The organism is Foetidibacter luteolus (genome assembly GCF_009650435.1).
Classification (GTDB): domain Bacteria; phylum Bacteroidota; class Bacteroidia; order Chitinophagales; family Chitinophagaceae; genus Foetidibacter; species Foetidibacter luteolus.
In genome coordinates this window covers 1-20,520 of the sequence record NZ_VVIP01000049.1, presented here as the reverse complement: position 1 = coordinate 20,520, position 20,520 = coordinate 1, and the positions used below count along the sequence as shown (strand labels likewise).

The 20,520-nt window shown below is 47.0% G+C and carries 14 protein-coding genes; 8 read left to right on the top strand and 6 right to left on the bottom strand.

Translation table 11 applies throughout. The features are described from left to right. The first annotated feature begins 418 nt into the window (after positions 1–418). From F0364_RS15150 to acpP, 3 genes are all read left to right on the top strand, one after another. Entirely contained in the window at positions 419–1,906 is a 1,488-nt protein-coding gene (locus F0364_RS15150) for a mandelate racemase/muconate lactonizing enzyme family protein (RefSeq protein ID WP_153798641.1), read from the top strand. Positions 1,907–1,992: 86 nt separating this feature from the next. Then, positions 1,993–3,135: a bile acid:sodium symporter family protein gene (locus F0364_RS15145; RefSeq protein WP_153798640.1), complete on the top strand. Its 1,143-nt coding sequence runs from the start codon at positions 1,993–1,995 to the stop codon at positions 3,133–3,135. 79 nt (positions 3,136–3,214) lie between these two features. Next, positions 3,215–4,774 (top strand): acyl carrier protein, encoded by a 1,560-nt coding sequence (gene acpP / locus F0364_RS29465; RefSeq protein WP_370752098.1) that lies wholly within the window; start codon positions 3,215–3,217, stop codon positions 4,772–4,774. 646 nt (positions 4,775–5,420) lie between these two features. Here the strand turns inward: acpP and F0364_RS15135 are convergent. The 3 genes from F0364_RS15135 to F0364_RS15125 form a co-directional block, all read right to left on the bottom strand. Then, positions 5,421–6,035 (bottom strand): hypothetical protein, encoded by a 615-nt coding sequence (locus tag F0364_RS15135; RefSeq protein WP_153798639.1) that lies wholly within the window; start codon positions 6,033–6,035, stop codon positions 5,421–5,423. 483 nt (positions 6,036–6,518) lie between these two features. Further along, the gene (locus F0364_RS15130; protein WP_153798638.1) at positions 6,519–7,103 is read right to left on the bottom strand and encodes a sigma-70 family RNA polymerase sigma factor; all 585 of its coding nucleotides are present in this window, start codon (positions 7,101–7,103) and stop codon (positions 6,519–6,521) included. A gap of 291 nt (positions 7,104–7,394) precedes the next feature. Further along, positions 7,395–9,626 (bottom strand): patatin-like phospholipase family protein, encoded by a 2,232-nt coding sequence (locus tag F0364_RS15125; protein WP_153798637.1) that lies wholly within the window; start codon positions 9,624–9,626, stop codon positions 7,395–7,397. A 147-nt stretch (positions 9,627–9,773) separates the two neighbouring features. Here F0364_RS15125 and hutI point away from each other — a divergent pair, with 147 nt between their 5' ends. The 3 genes from hutI (at position 9,774) to F0364_RS15110 (ending at position 13,591) form a co-directional block, all read left to right on the top strand. Further along, positions 9,774–11,015 (top strand): imidazolonepropionase, encoded by a 1,242-nt coding sequence (hutI, locus tag F0364_RS15120; RefSeq protein ID WP_153798636.1) that lies wholly within the window; start codon positions 9,774–9,776, stop codon positions 11,013–11,015. A 12-nt stretch (positions 11,016–11,027) separates the two neighbouring features. Further along, positions 11,028–12,233: a cation:proton antiporter domain-containing protein gene (locus tag F0364_RS15115; protein WP_153798635.1), complete on the top strand. Its 1,206-nt coding sequence runs from the start codon at positions 11,028–11,030 to the stop codon at positions 12,231–12,233. Positions 12,234–12,538: 305 nt separating this feature from the next. After that, complete coding sequence (locus tag F0364_RS15110; protein WP_153798634.1) at positions 12,539–13,591, top strand: formimidoylglutamase; 1,053 nt, start codon at positions 12,539–12,541, stop codon at positions 13,589–13,591. A gap of 156 nt (positions 13,592–13,747) precedes the next feature. Here the strand turns inward: F0364_RS15110 and F0364_RS15105 are convergent, their stop codons facing one another. Further along, complete coding sequence (locus F0364_RS15105) at positions 13,748–15,295, bottom strand: M81 family metallopeptidase (RefSeq protein ID WP_153798633.1); 1,548 nt, start codon at positions 15,293–15,295, stop codon at positions 13,748–13,750. 209 nt (positions 15,296–15,504) lie between these two features. Here F0364_RS15105 and F0364_RS15100 point away from each other — a divergent pair, with 209 nt between their 5' ends. After that, positions 15,505–15,753: a hypothetical protein gene (locus F0364_RS15100; protein WP_153798632.1), complete on the top strand. Its 249-nt coding sequence runs from the start codon at positions 15,505–15,507 to the stop codon at positions 15,751–15,753. 49 nt (positions 15,754–15,802) lie between these two features. On the opposite strand, the gene F0364_RS15095 is transcribed toward F0364_RS15100, so the two are convergent. Together F0364_RS15095 and F0364_RS15090 are read right to left on the bottom strand one after the other, a co-directional pair. Then, complete coding sequence (locus F0364_RS15095) at positions 15,803–16,162, bottom strand: nuclear transport factor 2 family protein (protein WP_153798631.1); 360 nt, start codon at positions 16,160–16,162, stop codon at positions 15,803–15,805. Between the two features lie 413 nt (positions 16,163–16,575). After that, positions 16,576–16,791 (bottom strand): hypothetical protein, encoded by a 216-nt coding sequence (locus tag F0364_RS15090; protein ID WP_153798630.1) that lies wholly within the window; start codon positions 16,789–16,791, stop codon positions 16,576–16,578. Between the two features lie 245 nt (positions 16,792–17,036). On the opposite strand from F0364_RS15090, the gene F0364_RS15085 reads away from it, so the two are divergent. Next, positions 17,037–20,120 (top strand): PVC-type heme-binding CxxCH protein, encoded by a 3,084-nt coding sequence (locus F0364_RS15085; protein ID WP_153798629.1) that lies wholly within the window; start codon positions 17,037–17,039, stop codon positions 20,118–20,120. The last annotated feature ends 400 nt before the right edge of the window (positions 20,121–20,520 follow it).

Below are 20,520 nucleotides of genomic sequence, written 5' to 3'. Positions count from 1 at the left end.
TAGAAGGCGAGTAGCGAGTGGTGAATGGCGAGTAGGCGATACCTGCTTCTCCCACTTGCTACCGCTATCCACTAACTACCAGTCTCCTGGAATAGGCGAGTAGGGAGTGGTGAATGGCGAGTAGGTGATACCTGCTTCTCCCACTTGCTATCGCTATCCACTAACTACCAGCCTCCTGGAATAGGCGAGTAGGGAGTGGTGACTGGCGAGTAGGCGATGCCTGCTTCTCCCGCTTGCTACCGCTATTTACTAACTGCCAGCCTCCTGGAATAGGCGAGTAGGGAGTGGTGAATAGCGAGTAGGCGATACCTGCTTCTCCCACTTGCTACTACCCACTCACCACTCCCCATTCACCACCTGCTTTTAACAGCGGCAACTATTACCTAACAACAATATTTAATTTTAAAATTTGCGAACTATGACTCCATCACAAAAGTTTTTGGCCAGGCTGGGTTTAAAAGACCCGGAAACCGTTGAAACCACCGGCCCCGACAACACTGAAGAAAACAGCAATGAAAACAACCGCCGCTCCTTTCTCAAAAAAACAGCGCTTGGGGGCATTACCCTGGGTGGCGCTTTTATGTTTGCGCCTATTGAAGATGTGGTAGCAAGAAGTACTTCCGGCATAAGGCGTTACTCCAATCCTTCTGAATTAAAGATTACCGATATGCGCTATTGCGTGGTGCAGAATGTAGGGCGCACACCCATTATACGCATTGATACCAACCAGGGCATTTACGGCTTGGGCGAGGTACGCGATGGCGCCGATGAACGTTTTGCCCTGATGTTGAAAAGCCGCATACTTGGCCAGAACCCCTGTAACGTGGAAATGCTGTTTAAAACCATTAAACAGTTTGGCGGGCAAAGCCGCCAGGCTGGTGGCGTTTGCGCCGTTGAAATGGCCCTGTGGGATTTGTGCGGCAAGGCTTACAATGTTCCCTGCTGGCAATTGCTGGGCGGCCGTTACCGTGATAAAGTAAGGATATACGCTGATACACCTGAATCTGCGGACATGAACGACTTTAAAGCCAAGATAAAACACCGGCTGGAAGACCAGGGTATGACCTGGCTGAAGATGGATATCTCCATAGGTGAAATAAAGAACATTCCCGGCGCATTGGTGAACAGCGAGTTTTGGGGCAAAGGGCTGGCGCAATGGAGTGGCGACTATGGGTCTTACGCCAATACCAAACATCCTTTTACAGGCATACAGATTACCGATAAAGGCCTTGACGAACTGGCACGCATAGTTGATGAGGTACGTTCTGTGGTAGGTTACCAGGTGCCGCTATCGTCTGACCATTATGGCCACTTTGACCTAAACAACGCTATCCGTTTTGGTAAGTCAGTAGAAAAATACCGGCTGGCCTGGCTGGAAGATATGGTGCCCTGGGAATTTACAGACCAGTACAAAACCATGTCTGACGCTTTGGAAACGCCCGTGCTAACCGGTGAAGACATTTACCTGCTGCAATATTTTAAGCCGCTGATTGACCAGCGTGCAGTGGATATTGTTCATCCAGACCTGGCCTCTTCCGGCGGCTTACTGGAAACCAAACGCATCGGCGATTATGCTGAAGAAAAAGGTATTGCCATGGCCATGCATTTTGCAGGTACGCCCGTATCGTTTATGGCCAATGTGCATTGTGCCGCAGCTACGCAAAACTTCCTGGCACTGGAACACCACTCCCTGGATAGCCCCTGGTGGGAAAGCCTTGTAAAAACCACCGATGGCCGCAAGCTGTTTGAAAAGGGTTTTGCTACCGTGCCCCTTACCGCGCCGGGGCTGGGTATTGAGCTGAACGAAGAAGAAATTAAAAAGCACCTTCACCCCAAAGACAAAAGCTATTTTGAGCCCACCCCTCAGTGGGACGATAAGCGCTCTCATGACAGGTTGTGGAGCTAAGGCTGATGTACGGTGTGGGATGTATTTTGATTAACGATATACATCTTACATCGTACATAATCCGCACATCATCTAAATCTATCTACATGGCCATAGTTAAACGTTCCGGTATTTTTTATGGGCTGGCAATTCTTTTTCTGCTGGCGTACATAGTGGTTACAATATTAGGCGGGCATCAATGGGGCGGTTGGCTGCTCATGTTGTTTTTTTTCAGCGTTTCCATTGGTTTCAGGGGCAATAAAATAACAAGAGGTTTTTCTTATACGGTTAGCATACTGGCGGCAGTAAGCCTGGCCATGTATTATCCGCAATACTTTAAGAATATTGGAGATTTTAAGTTGTCAGCATTAATTGTCCCGCTGCTGCAGATCATCATGTTTGGTATGGGTACAGAGCTAAGCTTTAAAGATTTTGCCAACATACTCATGATGCCGAAAGGGTTGATTGTAGGCATCATCTGTCACTATACCATAATGCCGCTGGTTGGTTTTGGGGTGGCCAGGCTTTTTAATTTTCCGCCGGAAATTGCAGCCGGTATAATACTGGTAGGCTGCTGCCCCAGCGGGCTGGCATCCAATGTAATGTCGTACCTGGCGAAGGCCAACCTGGCGTTATCGGTAGCGGTTACAACGGTATCTACTTTGCTGGCCCCATTCTTAACGCCGCTGCTGATGAAGTTGCTGGCCGGCACCCTGGTTAATATTGATTTCTGGCACATGATGTGGGAGATTGTAAAAATTGTCATTTTTCCTGTTGCTGGCGGCCTGTTGTTTAACCAGTTTTTGCACGGCAAGTTTAAGTGGCTGGATACGGTAATGCCCATCCTGTCAATGGCGGGCATAGCGCTGATTATTGTAGTGATTACCGCGGCTGGCCGGGATAGTTTGATGGAAGTAGGTTTGCTGTTGCTGCTGGCAACACTGATACATAACCTGGCTGGTTTTTTCCTCGGTTATTGGTCGGGCAGGTTGCTGGGTTTTGCTGAAAGAGACTGCCGCACCATTGCCATAGAAGTAGGCATGCAGAATGGCGGGCTGGCATCGGGCCTGGCCCTGGCAATGGGCAAGCTGGCCACTGTTGGCCTTGCGCCTGCTATTTTTGGCCCGCTCATGAATGTTACCGGCTCTACACTGGCAAGCTGGTGGCACAACCGGCCACCAGTAGAACAGGAGAAAGAACAGTACCCGGCAAATGCCCGCCCTGCAGCAGAAGGCACAGCAAAAGAATAGCTACCGCAATCGGATAAGATAGTATGCATGCGCAATATTTGTTTTAGCTATCTTACTGTTGCATAACCTGCTACATTTCATGAAATACCTGCTGTTGCTTTTGCCTGTTGTTATTTCCGTTGCGCACGGCCAGCAAACAACTGCCGGGCGCCTGCGCATTGCCGAACAAATGGAAAAGTCGTTAACCAAAGAATTGCTGGATGTTTGGTACCCCCGCTCCATAGATACCGCTAACGGTGGGTTTACCAGTGCCTATGCGTACAATTTTAAGGAAGCCCCTAACCAGGATAAGATGATTGTAACGCAGGCCCGCCATGTGTGGACCAACAGTAAGGCTTCAGAACGTTATCCTGGCATAAGCTACTATAAAACCGGCGCTGCGCATGGGTTTGCTTTTTTGCAAAATGTGATGTGGGATAAAGACTACGGTGGCTTTTATTCCTTAACCAGCAGGCAAGGGTATGTGTTTCCTGATTTGGCAAAAGCAGTAACAGAAATAATTGCAGATAAGTTGGGCGTACCGATACCCGAAGTAATTCCTGATGCTTCTTTAAGAAATGATTTAGGCGCCGATGAACTGGATGATGTGGAGATTGTAATGGCGCTGGAAAAGGAGTTTAACATCAATATTCCGGATGCAGATGTGGATGGGTTTTTAACTGTCAGGAATGTGGTGGATTATATTGCCAGGAATAAGGAAACAAGAAAAGAAGCTTATGGCAATGCGTTTGGCATATATGCCCTTGCTGCATATTATCATGCATCCGGCGATACTGCCGCGTTAAATCTTGCAAAAAAAGCTTTTGCGTGGCTGGACAAGCATGCTCACGACACTCTTTATAAAGGTTATTACCAGCACCTGCAAAGGGATGGTACACCTGTAAAACGCAATGCCGGCGTGCCTTCCACATCAGATCTTGGATATAAAGATCAGAACAGTTCCATCCACATTCTTGAAGCGTTTACTGAACTATACGGAGTGTGGAAAGATGATACATTAAAAAGCCGCCTGCAGGAAATGCTGTTGCTTATACGCGATGTTATTTATACTCAAAAAGGCAGCCTGCAATTGTTCTTTCAGCCAAATTGGTCGCCGGTTTCTTTTGCCGATTCATCCGTGGCCTCCATCTCCAGGCATCACAGTCTTGACCATGTTTCTTTTGGTCACGATGTAGAAACCGCTTACCTGATGCTGGAAGCTTCTCATGTGCTGGGCTTGCATAGCGATACGTTAACTGAGCGGATATCCAAACTTGCGGTTGACCATGCCCTGCAAAACGGCTGGGACGATAACGTGGGCGGCTTTTATGATGAGGGCTACTACTTTAAAAACAAGCAGGGCATAACCATTATACACGATACCAAAAACTGGTGGGCGCAGGCCGAAGGCTTAAATACATTGCTGTTAATGGCTGAGAAATATCCTGCCGACAAAATGCAGTACTATCGCAAGTTTGAAATGCTTTGGGATTATGTTCAAAATTACCTGGTTGACCATGTACATGGAGACTGGTACGAAGGTGGCCTTGACAAGCAGCCCGATAAAGCCAAGGCCCAGAAAGGCCATATATGGAAAGCCACCTATCACAATTACCGTGGTTTAACCAGTTGCATCAACAGGCTAAAGCAAATGCAGTAAACCCGGCATTGATTTTTTATTACCAAAGCGTAGCTACATCGTACATCCCACATATAACATCTAACATATCACAAGTACTTCGTACTTCAAGCTTCGTACTTGTTTTTGGGGGTGCCCCCAAGCTATCGCAAGGGGTCGGGCTTTCCGCTATTACTCCGGCACAAGGCCCTGCTGCGATGGCCTCACCGGGGTAGCCGCTTCAATCCCTCACCCGGAAGAACAGTTGCCGGTTACCGGTTACAAGTTACCAGTCTGTTGATGTATTAATGGTTGAGATTATTTTAAGCTGGCGGAGTGCAGGTTGCGTAGAGCGATAAAGCACTAACATTGAACATAAACAAAAAACATTGAACAATAAAGCCCCATCGGGGCGGCTTGTTAGTAGCCAATAAGAACAAGGTTCCCCGGAGCGCCGTAGGTGCGATATGTTAAGCAGGTTAATGTGCCAGGACATAATTGAGATTTACCGGGCTTTGTTGCAAAAGACTGTTTAACATGCCGCCCACTACGGGGCTTCATTTCGTTTTGTAGTTTGGATGCTACTAACATGCCGCTCCTGCGGAGCTTTGGGGTTTTACTGACAAGGTTTAATAATGTAGCTATCTTAACGGCGGTTGCCGGTTGCAGGATGCAGTTGTATTCATTTCTATCGTATCTCATCAATAATCCGCTGGCAGTATTGGCTGTTTTCTATTACCCATGTTACCTCATATTGTTTGGGATTTTCACCATTGAGCATATAGATATAAACACGTTTTTTGTCTTTAGACTGGTATACCCGGCAATTGCTGATTGTGGTCTTTCCTGCCTTATTATTTTTTTTGGTGTTGATACAAAATTTAGGATTAAAAAGCCCAGCAATTGCGCTGTCTGGCAGAATTAGCTGGTACTTGTAATGTATATATCTGACTTCTGCAACTTCAGTTACAGGAAGATGATCACCCATTCCCCACCGCTTGTTTGCTGAAACTTTACTGTTGGTAAAGGTGATTTTTTTCGACCGGATACTAACCAGCTTGTCCAATGCAACTATATTCCCGCTTTCAAAAAAAGCAAAGTCATCGGCGCATCGGCGAAGTTTTATCTCGGTAAGCTTGGTGTCAACGCTATCAACCTGCTTTGTTTTACCGCCAGATTTTGCGAATAATGCTATTTCACGCTTAATAGTTCCTTCCGGCAGGTTTGCATAGCTCTCACTTGTTTGACTGTAACAGATTTGTACAAAGAAGATGAATAAGGTTGCAGATGTAAGTTGCCACATGTTTTAAGATTGCTATTAATGAGCAGGGCTTTACAGAGGTTGTAAAATAGTTTTCCGTTTAAAAATACAGCATTTTGCTTGCCGGGAACATGCGGTGGAGTGCAGTTTTGTGTAGAACTTTTTTGGAGATAGCCTGTTACGTAGTGTTAGCCGGAATTGTTGCATATTTCTTGCGTCAAAGGCGGCAGAAGCAAATCCTATACGGTGGGAAAAGCCGCGTAGCGAACCAAACGTACAAGAGTGCGACGCAACGGCAGCCTCATACTTGTTCCTGCTGCCGGATCCATAATAAAAAACAATCCCCTCCAAAAGGAGGGGATATATGGGGCAATTCATAAAATTTGGTTGTCATCCTGCTTACTACCTGTGGCAAAAGGGGGAAACATTAAACACATGCAACCAACAGAATGACAATATCTTCGGATTTCATAGCTTCAGATGTTTGCGTGGAGTACCTGAACCAAAGCCAAATACCAGTATGTTTTAAAGTGCTATTTGTTTTTCTGTCATCATCTTACGCAGGTTTATCAAACCATACCGCATACGGCCCAGGGCTGTATTAATGCTGCAGTTGGTAACCTTTGCAATGTCCTTAAAACTCATGTCTCCAAAATGGCGCAGTACTATTACTTCCCGTTGTTCTTCCGGCAGCAACTCCAGCATGCAATGCACCCTGTCGTGGCTTTGGGCCTGCATCATTTTTTGTTCCGGCGTTTCGTCGGCAAAGGATAAAACCTCAAAAATATCTTTATTATCGCTTGTTACAATTGCGGGAGTTCTTTTAACCTTTCTAAAGTAATCAACACACAAGTTGTGCGCTATGCGCATTGCCCATGGTAAAAACTTACCCTCTTCATTGTATCTCCCGCTCCGCAACGTGTCAATTATTCTGATAAATGTTTCCTGGAAAAGATCTTCGGCAAGATATTTATCTTTTACCAGGAAGAAGACTGAAGTATAAATTTTGTCTTTATACCGGCTAATCAGTTCTTCAAATGCAGCTACATTTCCGTCCTGGAACGCCAGGATTAGCTGTGTGTCTGTAGTGGCTTGGTCAAACCTTCTCATATAAATAAGGGATATTAGGTTTTAAAATTTAAAATCGTTTACCCTCAAAAATTGCTTAAGTATAGTTTGACCAATAGGCGTAGAATGTTTGTTTTTGTGAAGATAATGTGAATTTAAGAATTAGCCAAAAACAACGCTGCATGCTGGTTGTAAAAGTTTTGTGAAAGAAAAATAAAAGCGGCGTTAAGCTTTGAGTATGGACGTGTTATGAAATTTTTAAAGTATGTAACGCCCTTTATCCGCGGTTAAAGGGTTGAACACAGTACTTACAATGAGTCGTTTTCTCCTCAACTAAAATGGTATTCCCAGGTTTACATAGGGTAGCAGTTTGCCGGTTTGGTCGCAATACATGGCGCTGACTTCAAGCGGGCCAAGTACAAAATTATAGCCCAGCGTAAGGCTGTAGCCGGATAAAAAGGTGGCTGTAGCAAACCTGAACCGGTTGGTACTGCTTAAAAAGTTATGATACAGGGCATTGGCCCTGCCGGTAACAAAAAGGCTGGGGTACATCTGGAAGCGCAGCCCCAACTGCAGGGTGGCTATACTGCTGGTAGTAACCGTGCCTTCGTCAACCCCCGCAAAAGTTACCTGGTTGCGAAAGACGTTGGTTAACCCGCCTACATAAAAATCATTAAGTATGCTTTGCTGGTAATTAAAGTTGATGCCTGACTGAAACTGTGTTAAAAACACCAGTTTGGGATAAACCGGCACATAATGCTCTACATTAAGGCGTGTGCGGGTATAGTTAAGGAAAGAAAACCCCAGGGAGTCCTGGTTGCCTATGAGCCGCCCTTGTGAGTAAAAGCGCAGCTTTGGGTTTTGGCTGTACACATAGCCAGCTTCGGCATCAATTTTTACGCCTTTTTTGGGGTAAATGTTGGAGTTGAGTGAGTTGTATTTTACAAAAGCATAGCTTGTCAGAAAGTCTACAGTGCCTCTCAGTTCCAGTTGAGATGGTATATCGGGCCTGAAATGAAAGGTTTCAAAACGGGTGCCAATACCGCCGGCGAATTTGCGGGCCATGGAAACCTGCATGCTAAGATCGCCCATGAAATAGGCTTGTGTATAAACCCCGTCTTTCTTGTAGTTGGTATAGGTGTTGATATTAAACTGCTCAGCCTGCATTTTAAGCGTAGCGGAAAAATTACGTATGCTGCGGAAAAACTGGGTATGTTCTGCTTTTAACCGCATATTTTCTCCAACATGCAATGTTAAAGAGCTTCTGGAATAGGGCGTTAAAAAATTGCGTGCGGTAAGGTTGCCTATTAGCCCTACACCGGCAAAACTGTTATAGAGTATACCGAGCTTGGCAAATGTCAGCGGGTTTTCTTCTACGTCAAACACTATGGTGTAAGCGGTATCTTTTTTAGGTTGCAGGCTGTACACAATCTTATTGTAATACCGTGTACCAAATGCTTTGCGTACGTGCTCTGATAACTGCGCGGCGCTAAAGTAATGGTTGGGCTCAAACTGCAGTACATGCAAAAAGAAGTTCTCTTTCATTTTGTCGAGCCCCGTTATTTTATAGTCGCTGATCCACACGGAATCTTTGGAGAGAACTGGCTTGTCCTGGTGCTGTATGCCATATAGCGCATTCAGCGAATCTGCCAGTTGTTTAAACCTTGGGTACATTTCCCGGCCCCTGTCAATACCTTCCTGTATTATTTCCGGGGCAGAGCCAAAACTGCCCATGGTGTAATCGTCCAACAGGTGGGGCACATAAATGTCGCAAAGCTTTCTTTCGTTTTTTGAATCTGCATCCTCCCTGAAGAAAGCAATCTGCAACAACACCTGGAAGGCGTTCCTTATTTTTTCCGTAGGCAGCAGGCCGGCAGTTACATTGCTGCCTATTACCAGGTCTGCCCCCATTTTTTTTGCGTCGCTAACCGGAAAGTTGCGTACCACGCCACCATCCACCAGCTTGCGTTTTTCATAATTAACGGCGGTAAAAACAGTAGGTATGGCCATACTGCTGCGTATGGCGTAAACAATTTCGCCTTTGTTGTATACTACGCTTTCGCCTGTGGCAACATCGGCGGCTATACAGCTAAAGCCTTTGGGCAGCTTTGAAAAATCTTTAATATGCCTCACATTAAAGAAGAACTCGCTGAATTTAAGCCACAGCTCCTCCGATTCAAGCACGCCGATGGGCAGGCGGAAAGCGCTGTTAACCCAGGGAAGCTCTACCGCATACTTATTGTATTCATCTTTTTCCTCTACCATTAAAGACTGCAGGGAGGATGAGTTGCTCAGCAATATATCCCAGTCAATTTTCCGGGCAATTTTTTCTATGGAATCACCTGAATAACCGCAGGCATACAATGCACCGATAATGCTGCCCATGCTGGTGCCGGTTACATAGTCAATGTTTAGACCGGCCGAGTCAATAGCTTTTAAAATGCCGATATGCGCCAGCCCCTTGGCGCCGCCGCCACTTAGCGTTAAGCCCAGTTTTGGCCGGGCATTTTGTGCCCCTGCATGTATAACGGAAAAGAAAAATAAAACAATAAGAAATCTGTACATACCTGTAGGTAGTTTTACTTCTGCCTTAACCGGCCCGGGCAAGGGCTTCGGTGTAATCTTAAGTAACGGCTTTGCGTGGGTGCAATTTGCAAGCCAATTTACAGGTAAATCATCAATAACCTGCAAATGCTTTTGTAATATTGTCTTATGCCGTTAACGCTTATTACAAACATTGGTTGCCTGGCTGGGGTAAGGCAGCCAACGGAAATGCTAAGGGGTAACCAACTGTCAGTTCTGCCATTCATCAGCAATGCTTTTCTTATTATTAAGGATGGCGCCATTGAAGCTTATGGTGAGATGGCTGCACTGCCACAAATAACCGCCAACACCTTCATAAATGCAGGGGGGGCATGGGTGCTGCCTTGCTGGTGCGACAGCCATACGCATATTGTATTTGCCGCCAGCAGGGAGGAAGAGTTTGTGGATAAAATAAAAGGGCTAGGTTATGCGGAGATAGCGGCCAAAGGCGGCGGTATATTAAACTCTGCGGAAAAGCTGCAGCAAGCCAGCGAAGAAACCTTGTATAACCAGGCATATATACGTTTGCAGGAGCTTATACGGTTGGGCACCGGGGCCATAGAAATAAAAAGTGGCTATGGCTTAACAAAGGAAGCCGAGTTAAAAATGCTGCGTGTGATAAAGCGCCTGAAGGAAACTGCGGCTATACCAATAAAAGCAACTTTTCTCGGTGCCCATGCATACCCGCCTGCTTACCGGCAAAACCACCAGGCTTACATTGATTTGCTGGTTAACGAGATGATGCCTGCCATTGCCGATGAACAACTGGCTGATTATGTAGATGTTTTTTGCGAAAGGGGCTTTTTTTCTCCGGAAGAAATGGTACAGGTTTGCCGGGCCGGCCTGCAATATGGGTTGCAACCCAAACTGCATGTAAACCAGTTGAACAGCATTGGAGGTATTGAAGCGGGTATACAGCTCGGCGCCCTGTCGCTCGATCACCTTGAGACATTGACGGAAAATGATGTTGCACTGCTTGCCGGCTGGGATGGTATTTGCACTTTGTTGCCTACAGCGGCCTTCTTTTTAAGAATGCCTTATCAGCCGGCAAGAACGTTAATTGACAGCGGTTGTGCGGTAGCGCTGGCATCAGACTTTAACCCCGGCTCTTCGCCATCCGGCAATATGAATTTTGTAGTATCACTTAGCTGCATACAAATGAAAATGCTTCCGGAAGAAGCTATTAATGCCGCTACCCTTAACGGCGCTTATGCCATGGGGTTGGGCAACCAACTGGGGAGCATCACCGTTGGCAAAAAAGCAAACCTTATTTTTACAAAACCTGTTCCGTCGCTGGCATATTTGCCTTACGCTTTTGGCGCCAACCTTATTGATAAAGTGATGGTTGACGGAATGTTTATTGCTGACTAAAAGAATACACGTATGCAGGCTTTTTCTACTGAGTTTATATTGATACTACTGAGTGCCGTAGTAGTGCTTTCTTACCTGTTTTCTATTCTTTCCAGGTATATTAAAGTGCCATCTGTAATGTTGCTGCTTTTTTCGGGTATTGCATTAAGGGCTGTGGCAGAATCCAACAACTGGGGTATCGTTCTCCCTGGTAAAATGGTGGAATTTTTGGGTGTTACCGGTTTAATTATGATAATCCTTGAAGCCGGGCTTGACCTTAAGCTTGGCCGCTCTAAGCTTAAACTCATCCGTAATTCTTTCTTTGCAGCCCTGATTATTTTCCTGCTTTCCGTTACCGGCATCACAATTATCCTGGATTATTTTCTTCATGAGCCTCTCCGCAACTGCATTATTTACGCTACGCCGTTATCTATCATGAGCAGTTCCATCGTTATACCAAGCCTGCACCACTTAACCAGCCAGAAAAAAGAATTCCTTGTTTATGAAGCGTCTTTTTCCGATATACTTGGCATCCTTGTATTCAACATGCTTACCGAAGGGCAACAGGGTTTTTCAGGCCATGCCGTGGGTATGTTTTTTGTCAACATCGCTTTGTCGCTTGTTTTGTCCATCATTTTCTCTTCCCTATTGTTTTTAATACTCACCAGGTCTAAGCTTAATATCAGGTTTTTCCTGGTGTTCGCGTTGCTTATTTTTTTATATGTAGGCGGCAAAATGCTGCACCTGCCTTCGCTGATTGTAATACTTATATTCGGGATGCTTATGAATAACTGGGAGCTTGTGCGCATCCCCATCCTGCGCAAGCTTTTCCCGCGGTCAGAGGTGCAGTCTATTACACATTTGTTGCATTCACTTACAGCAGAAAGTTCTTTTCTTATCAGGACATTCTTCTTCATTTTATTCGGTTATTCCATAGATCTTAAGCTTATCGCCCATTCAAACGTTATTACCATTGGCAGCCTTATTGTGCTGGTGTTATTTATCGCCAGGTTTTTGTACCTGCGGTTTTTTCTGAAGGAAAACGTATACCCCGAAGTTATGTTTATACCCCGCGGCCTTATTACCATACTGCTGTTCTATAAAATTCCGGAAGCGTTTAAACTGCAGTCCTTCAACGAAGGCATTTTATTTTTCGTTGTACTTATTACCGGCATCATCTTAATGCTCGGCACTATTTTCTACCGGCGCAAGAAAGAAGAAGTGGTAGAGGGAACATGAGCCCGAACTATGAAGTTAGAGGTAAATTTGTTTTTTACACCGTACATACCAACATCAAACATCTTATATAAAAAAAGTACTTCGTACTTCTTTCTTCGTACTTGTCAGGGTGCCTGCCCAAGCTATCGCAAGGGCACCGGGCTTTCCGCTCATACTCCGGCACAAAAGCCCTGCTGCAATGGCCTCACCGGGGTATCCGCTTCAATCCCTGGCACGGCGGGGACACAGCGCATCCGTTTGCCGGCAAGCGCAATTTTTAGCCTTGTTTGTTTTCTTATTGCTGAAAACTAATCATACATTTAGTTATGCAACATCTTAAAGTTTACAACAAGCACGATGTGCTTTCGATAACAAAGCTTCGCCGTTTTGAAACCAAACTGGGAGAGAGGGTACAGGTTCTTGCCGATGAGAAAAATATTGAGCAGTCAGTGGCACAATCATCAGCCAAATTTGTATTGTTGGGCGTGCCGGAAGATATTGGAATAAAAGCAAACATGGGTATTGGGGGTGCAGACTCTGCCTGGGTGCCTTTTTTACAGGCTTTCTTAAATATACAAAGCAGCGATTTTTTGCAGGGCGACAATTTGTTGCTGGCCGGCCATTTGGATTTCAGTGGTTTGCCAGGCCTGATCGAAAGCAATGCATCTAATGCTGAAGAAAGGGTAGAAGCTTACCGCCATGCGGTACACACCATTGATGAACAGGTGGAACAGATGGTGAAGCTCATTACCCAGCATGGAAAAATTCCCATCGTTATCGGCGGAGGCCATAACAATGCTTACGGATGTATAAAAGGTGCTGCCAAAGGTTTGTACAAAGCTGGTGCTATACCGATTGCCGAAATTAATGCCATCAACCTGGACGCCCACAGCGATTACCGGCCAATGGAAGGCCGGCATAGCGGCAACGCTTTTCGCTATGCTGATGAAGATGGGTACCTGGAGAAATATTGTGTAATAGGGCTGCACGAAAATTACCTGCCGCAAAATGTATGGCTTGATATCGTAAATAATCCCTTTATTGATGTAATTACCTACGAAGATATTTTTCTGCATGAGAAGAGAACTTTTATGCAGGCTATTGCACATGCCACCAGTTTTACCGAAGGTACCTATTGCGGCATAGAGTTAGACCTTGATATCGTTGAACATGCCTTAAGCAGTGCTGCATCACCCGTAGGTATTACGCCATCCCAGGCAAGGCAATATGTTTATTTTAGCGCCCTGGACAGCAAACCCGCCTACCTGCACATTTGCGAAGGGGCAACACATTTAAGCGATGGCAGAAAAGATGCCGGCATGGGTAAATTGATTAGCTACCTGGTTAGTGATTTTATTAAAGCAATAGAAGCCCTTTAACAAAAGGCAGCGTTTGTTCTTCTGCTGCGTAGCGAATCCAACCGTACAAGAGTTCTCCCGAAACATCAGGACTGCTTTGCCACGCAAAATTGCGCAACGGCAGCCTCAATCATGTGCTGAAGCGGGGCCCATAAATTGAATTTTAAATGCCAGCTATTACTCGTCCGCCAGTGGAACAAGTTTGGCTGATAGATCGGGGTCTTTCATGTTTTTGTCAAAGGGGTACATAGGGCGTTGAATATGTTTATATTCAAGCCTCTCCAGGTTTTGGTCCACACCGCCGGGTGTAAGCGCCAGTATCCAGTCTGCCCGCATGTCGTACAATTCGGGCTGCAGGTAGCCAATTTTTACAACTGCAATATCTGACTTGCGTGGCTGAAGGCCCAGCCTGGTAAAGTCAATTTCATTGTGGTAAGGCTTGCGTTTTTGGGTAACAATAACGTACACACTGCCAACTTTTACCACTACTTCCACTTCCGCATCCTTATCTCCGTATTCAATGGAATGCACAGTGCCCGAAAGCTTAACCGGCGGGGCATAGCGGCTATCTACCTTAGCGCCGGCATAGCCTTCTACCGGGTTGCCAACACCGGCGGCAATGGCTTTCTGCACCAGCTCCGGCCCGGGTATGGAAGCATAGATAAGCACAGGCCCGTTTTGCTCCTTAAACTCGGGGCGTTTTAAAATTTCCGTCAGCGTCCAGGTAACATCTCCGGCGCCACCGGCTGTAGGGTTATCCCCCGAATCGCTGATAAAAAAAGGCTTCTTACTACTTGCCAGTGCTTTGTCAAGGCTTTCGGCCAGGGTACCGGTAGGCGCCACAAAAACAAACTCGTTGCGTACTTTCCAAAAGCTGGCTGCCAATTGCTCTGCTGTACGGGTTACGGCTTCCCTGTCATCGCCGGTTACCATTACTACCGCATGGTTGCGCGGCTCATCGGCCCAGGCATAGCCAATCCATATCGCCGCGTCAACAATGCCGGGCTGTACAGATGCGGGGGCAACGGCCTGGTACAGGCTTTTGCCGGGCTCTATGCGGGTGCTGGTCTTTTCTCCGGGCAGTAAAATGGGCACAACAATACGGGCCTTGTAAGCTGGCTTGCCTTTACCGCTGGCCAGGCGGTTAAGCAAATTGGTTACGGCACGCTGCTTGGTTTCCATCGCGTCTTCATGCGGCGCCATACGGTAACAGGTAATTATATCGGTGTGCTGTGCCAGCCGCCAGGATACATTGCCATGCAAATCCATCGAGGTGGAAATAAGTGTTTTTGTGCCAATTACTTTGCGGATGCGGGTAATAAAATCACCTTCCGGGTCTTCCAGCCCCACCACACTCATAGCCCCGTGAATATCAAAATACAACCCATCAAAAGGGCCGTTCTTTTTTGGGGAATCCAGCGTTTTGTTAACGAGGGATTCATAAGCCTGCCGTGTAACTGCACCACCGGGCAAAGATTTACCTACCAGTGCCGGCACCCACACCGCCTGCTTGCGTAAAGGGGCATCCTCAGCAAAAAAAGGATAGGCTTTAAACACATCCTTGCCATACCTGGCATGAAAGGCTTCTTCTGTTGTTAATGCAGGCGAAAATGTGCTGGATTCTATTCCCAATCCGGCAATGGCAATACGTGGAAGCCGCAAAGTTTGGGCTGGTAAAAAAATATAACCGGCTAATAAAAAGTGCAGTATAAGCAGGGGTTTCATAGATAAAATCTTTAAGTAAAGTTGCTGGCTAAAGTACGTTATAATGGCTGTTGTAAGCGAGGTAAATTTTTTCTGCTGGGTATCAGGGCAGGGCATTTTTTTCCTGCATTAAAACATTGTTTTTGCCAGAAATTTTAATGCCTGCAAAACTACACGGAGAGGATTTTTATTTATTTTTACTAAATACTTTAGTATTTAAAAGCAATCTTATGATTACACCAAAATCCGATACCTGCATTATGGACAAGGTCTTCGTAAGCGGGCAGGGGCTGCTGGAAAGATGGCAGGTGTACCTGGTACCCTGGCCCGGCGCCAGCTATTTTTACCAGGTTTTTATTAATGCTATGGCGGTGGCAGAAATAGCGGTTGACCAGCAAGGACGCTGGTTCGATTTTTCTGCTGGTTACTCTGCCAACGTAGATGAAATGGGTGAACTGATAGAACAGTTTGCCGACTAAAAAAGGGCCTGCAAACCTGCGGCCCTTCTGTTTCAACTTCCTTAATGCGTTACATAAAAAATTGTTCAGACACCACTTTGCCATCCTTTACCTGGTACACACATATTTCCTGCCAGGTCTCTCTATCCCGGCCCTTCATTTTTATATCCATCGTAAGTTTAAACGCAATGCTGTTTTCGCTAACCAGTGGTTCGGAAACCTCGTTGCTGTAACTTTCTTCTACCATGCTTTCAAACTTGTGGCCTTTGGCAATTATTGCTTCAAGCCCGCTTGTTTCTTTTTCAAAGGCCGGCGTGGCAAAAGGTTCTATGCTTACCACATCGTTGGCGTAAAGTTCTTTTTGTGCTTTTTCATATTGGCCGGTACGGCAGTACTCAGCCAGCTTAGCCGCAATTTCATTTGTTGTCATATATTATCGTTTACTGTTTCTGCAATATAGTTAGCAACAGGGTAGGGGGTGCCCCCAAGCTATCGCAAGGGGTCGGGCTTTCCGCTACAAGTCCTCGCCACTCGTTCCTCGTGGCTGTGGGCTTTCCGCTTCAATCCCTCACCCGAAAGCCGGTTGCCGGTTACCAGTTGCAGGTTACCGGTCTGTTGAAGTGTAAAATGCCGATAATTTGTTTAGTTGCGGAAGTGCAGAAATACTATCCGCTGCTGACATTAAACTTTGAACAAACGAACCTCTAACAGTTGCCAGTTACAGGTAGCTGGTTACCGGTCTGTTGAAGGGTAAAATGCTGATAATTTGTTTAGCTGCGGAAGTGCAGAAATACTATCCGCTGCTGACATTAAACTTTGAACAAACGAACAATGAACAAAAACTTACGCCACCATCCACCGGCCGTCCTTGTCTTTTGTGTAAGAAAGGCCATTGCTCATTACATGTATTTCTGCGCCATCTTTACCGGTCATCTTTTTTTGTTCGTAAACCCTTATGCCGTTATTCTCCCGGGTAAGATAGGCTACCAGGGCGTTTAAAGTTGGCGCTACTTCGTGCAGCCACTGTTCTTCAGATTCTCTTACAAATGCCTGGCTCATGTCAAAAATTTTTTAGTAATGCTAATTAACGTATTTTGTTTCATCTAATGCATTGCAAAATGCCGTCAGCGCTAATGCTAAGGGAAACGCAGAATGCCGCGCCAGGGATAGAAGCGGATACCCCGCTGAAGCCATTGTGTCATGGCCTTGTGGCGGAGTATGAGCGGATAGCCCGGTGCCTTCGGCAGGCGCCCTTAACCTTTGCTGTAACGGCGTTTTTATTCTAACAAAATATCACTGTAACAATGAGATTAAACACCAGCCAATCCTGCTGCCATAACCGTACCATAACGGTTTGCCTTTTTGTAGTTTCTGTTTTTTTTATTTCCTGCGGCGGTGGTGGGGAAAAATTATCGCCCGCCACAGATACACTTACCGAAGAGCAAAAGCACCTTCCCGAAAATGCATTGAAAGGGCTGGAAATTGATGAAGGGCTGGAAGTAAAACCCTTTGCAACAGAGCCCATGCTAAAAAATCCCACCAACATTGATGTGGATGAAAGGGGCCGCGTATGGGTTACGGAAGCCTACAACTACAGGCCAGACATAAACGGTAACCCCACCAATGAAAAAGGCGACCGCATTATGATACTGGAAGATACCAACGGCGATGGAAAAGCCGATACCGCCAAGCTTTTTTACCAGGGCCCTGAAATAAATGCGCCGTTGGGCGTAAGCGTATTGGGCAACCGTGTGCTGGTATCTCAAAGCCCGTATGTATGGGCTTTTTACGACGATAATAACGATGACAAGGCCGACAGAAAGGAAATACTCTTCCAGGGCATTGGCGGCGAACAGCATGACCATGGCATTCACAGTTTTAGCTTTGGGCCCGATGGCAAACTGTATTTTAATTTTGGCAATGCCGGGGAAACGCTAAAAGATAAAAACGGCAAAACCGTTCTTGACCAGGATGGTGAAGAAATTTCGCCCAAAAAATACAAACAGGGCATGCTCTTCCGTTGCGACCCCGATGGTTCTAACGTAGAGTGCCTGGCCTATAATTTCCGCAATCCTTACGAGGCTGCGGTAGATAGTTACGGCCTTTTATGGCAAAGCGATAATGACGATGACGGCAACCGCGGCGTACGCATTAACTATGTGATGGATTACGGCAACTATGGGTTTACAGATGAAGTTACCGGCGCCGGCTGGCAGGCAAGCCGTACTAACATGGAAGATTCCATTCCTTACCGCCACTGGCATTTGAACGACCCCGGCGTGGTACCCAACCTGTTACAGACAGGGGCAGGCTCGCCTACCGGCATGGTTATTTACGAAGGCACATTGCTGCCCGAAAAATTCAGGGGGCAAATGATACATTGTGATGCCGGCCCCAACGTGGTACGGTCTTATCCGGTACAAAAAAACGGGGCCGGGTACACCGCGTCTATTGTTAACATACTGGAGGGTAAGAAAGACCAATGGTTCAGGCCCGCGGATGTTTGCGTGGCGCCGGATGGTTCTTTAATTATTGCCGATTGGTACGATGTAGGCGTTGGTGGCCACCAGGCTGGCGACCAGGCCCGCGGCAGAATTTACCGTGTAGCGCCGCATGATGCCGCTTACACTATACCAAAGCAGGATTATTTGTCCGCGGCAGGGGCTGTAACCGCATTGCAAAGCCCCAATTTATCTGTACGTTATCATGCGTTTACCACGTTGCAGTCCATGGGAACGGCAGCGGTACCAGAGCTGGAAAAATTATGGCGCAATACATCTGCCAATGGCCGTATGCGGGCAAGGGCCTTTTGGGCGCTGGCAAAAATGCCCAACGCCAACGCATTGCAATACCTGCAGGAAGCGGCAAAAGATACGAGTGCCAGCATACGCATGATGGCCATACGGGCTGCGAGGGAACTGAAATCTCCCGCAGACATCATTACCATAGTCGGCCAACTGGTTAATGACGCGGATATACAGGTAAAACGAGAATGTGCATTGGCTCTGTACCACAACAAATCTCCCGAGGCCCCGGGCCTTTGGGCAACACTCGCACAGGCTTACGATGGCAAAGACCGCTGGTACCTGGAAGCGCTGGGCATTGCTGCCGACAGGCAGTGGGATGCTTTTTTTACAGCCTATAAGGCCCGCGTGGCCGATCCTACACAATCCGATGCCTCAAGAAATATTGTATGGCGTGCCCGCAACGAAGCCACCGTGCCTTACCTGGCACAACTGGCAGCACAGCAAACTGTGCCCCTGCAGCAACGTTTGAAATACTTTAGGGCATTCGATTTTCATAGCGGCCCGGCCAAAGCTAAACTGCTGGTACAAATGATTGAGCAGGATACGGCCGGCAACGTAGACCTTGATAAGCTGGTGCTGCACCACCTGGATGGCGGTACCGTTGCTAAATCAAAAGCAGCGCAAAAAGCGCTGGCTGCGGTATTACAATCCCTGCAGGGTACGGATGAGTATATAGAACTGGTGCGCCAATACAAGGTAACAAGGGAAAACGATAACCTGCTGCAACTGGCGCTAAGCAAATACGACAGTGCTACCGGCCGCAAAGCGGCAGGCCTGTTGCTGGCGCAGGGCGGTGCAAAGCAGGTTTGGAAAGTGATTAACGGTAAAGACAGCGCCGCCACCGTGAAAATGTTGCACGCTTTAAGCGAAGTGGGCAGCAAAGAATCCTTGTCTATACTGCAAACCACAGCCTTAACTGCCAAATACCCGCTGGAAATACGCAGGCAGGCCGCAGGCTTAATTGGCCATAGCTGGAGTGGCGAGGAGACGGTAATAGCCTTGCTGAAGAGTAAAAAAGTACCCGCTGAACTTATACCCGATATTGTTGCCAGCGTAAGCGGCGCATGGCGTGGGGCCATACGCAGCGAGGCGGAAAGCTATCTGCCCAATAAGCCTAAAGAAGCCGGCAGGCCAATACCCACCATGGCGGCGCTGAATGCGCTTAAAGCCGATGCGGCACAGGGCAAGGCTGTATATGCAAGGGTTTGTGCTGTTTGCCACCAGGCGGGCAGCGAAGGCTACGATTTTGGGCCTAAGCTTACCGAAATAGGTTCCAAATACCCGCCCGAAGGTTTGCTGGATGCTATTGTGCACCCATCAGCCGGTATAAGTTTTGGCTTTGAAGGCCAGGCGATAAAGCTGAAGGATGGCACCGTACTAAACGGCATTATTGCCAGCAAAACCGAAACGGATATTGATATTAAATATCCCGGCGGGGGCAAGCAGCAAATTAAGGCTGCCGATGTGCAATCCATTAAAGAGCTAAAGGAATCCATGATGCCTGAAGGCCTGCATGCCGGCCTTACAGACCAGGATATGGCCAACCTGCTGGCTTACCTGTCATCGTTGAAGAAAAAATAACCCGATCCTTCAACTTTGGATTGCCTGGCCGTTGCACGGCAGCAAAATATTTTTTATGGGCCCGGCGGAAGGATAAGCATTAAGCTTTGCTTGCGTCGCACTCTTCAGCGGCTGGATTCGCTGTTGAGCTTTTCCCGCAGGGTAGGTTTAACCGGGCGCCTCCGGCGCCAGAAATAAACGCTACTGAGGCACGGAAAAAGGGGCAATTCAAAAATCTCGGGATTAAAATTACAGTTACCATTTACACCTAAGCAGACCGGAAACCAGCTACATGTAACCTGCAACCGGCTGTCGGGTGAGGGATTGAAGCGGATACCCCGGTGAAGGTATTGTGCGATGGCTTTTGTGCCGGAGTATGAGCGGAAAGCCCGACCCCTTGCGATAGCTTGGGGGCACCCCC

Bases quoted from the DNA above. Each gene is read 5' to 3' on its own strand.
- F0364_RS15150 (WP_153798641.1), top strand. From the start codon at position 419: ATGACTCCATCACAAAAGTTTTTGGCCAGGCTGGGTTTAAAAGACCCG.
- F0364_RS15145 (WP_153798640.1), top strand. From the start codon at position 1,993: ATGGCCATAGTTAAACGTTCCGGTATTTTTTATGGGCTGGCAATTCTT.
- acpP (WP_370752098.1), top strand. From the start codon at position 3,215: ATGAAATACCTGCTGTTGCTTTTGCCTGTTGTTATTTCCGTTGCGCAC.
- F0364_RS15135 (WP_153798639.1), bottom strand. From the start codon at position 6,035: ATGTGGCAACTTACATCTGCAACCTTATTCATCTTCTTTGTACAAATC.
- F0364_RS15130 (WP_153798638.1), bottom strand. From the start codon at position 7,103: ATGAGAAGGTTTGACCAAGCCACTACAGACACACAGCTAATCCTGGCG.
- F0364_RS15125 (WP_153798637.1), bottom strand. From the start codon at position 9,626: ATGTACAGATTTCTTATTGTTTTATTTTTCTTTTCCGTTATACATGCA.
- hutI (WP_153798636.1), top strand. From the start codon at position 9,774: ATGCCGTTAACGCTTATTACAAACATTGGTTGCCTGGCTGGGGTAAGG.
- F0364_RS15115 (WP_153798635.1), top strand. From the start codon at position 11,028: ATGCAGGCTTTTTCTACTGAGTTTATATTGATACTACTGAGTGCCGTA.
- F0364_RS15110 (WP_153798634.1), top strand. From the start codon at position 12,539: ATGCAACATCTTAAAGTTTACAACAAGCACGATGTGCTTTCGATAACA.
- F0364_RS15105 (WP_153798633.1), bottom strand. From the start codon at position 15,295: ATGAAACCCCTGCTTATACTGCACTTTTTATTAGCCGGTTATATTTTT.
- F0364_RS15100 (WP_153798632.1), top strand. From the start codon at position 15,505: ATGATTACACCAAAATCCGATACCTGCATTATGGACAAGGTCTTCGTA.
- F0364_RS15095 (WP_153798631.1), bottom strand. From the start codon at position 16,162: ATGACAACAAATGAAATTGCGGCTAAGCTGGCTGAGTACTGCCGTACC.
- F0364_RS15090 (WP_153798630.1), bottom strand. From the start codon at position 16,791: ATGAGCCAGGCATTTGTAAGAGAATCTGAAGAACAGTGGCTGCACGAA.
- F0364_RS15085 (WP_153798629.1), top strand. From the start codon at position 17,037: ATGAGATTAAACACCAGCCAATCCTGCTGCCATAACCGTACCATAACG.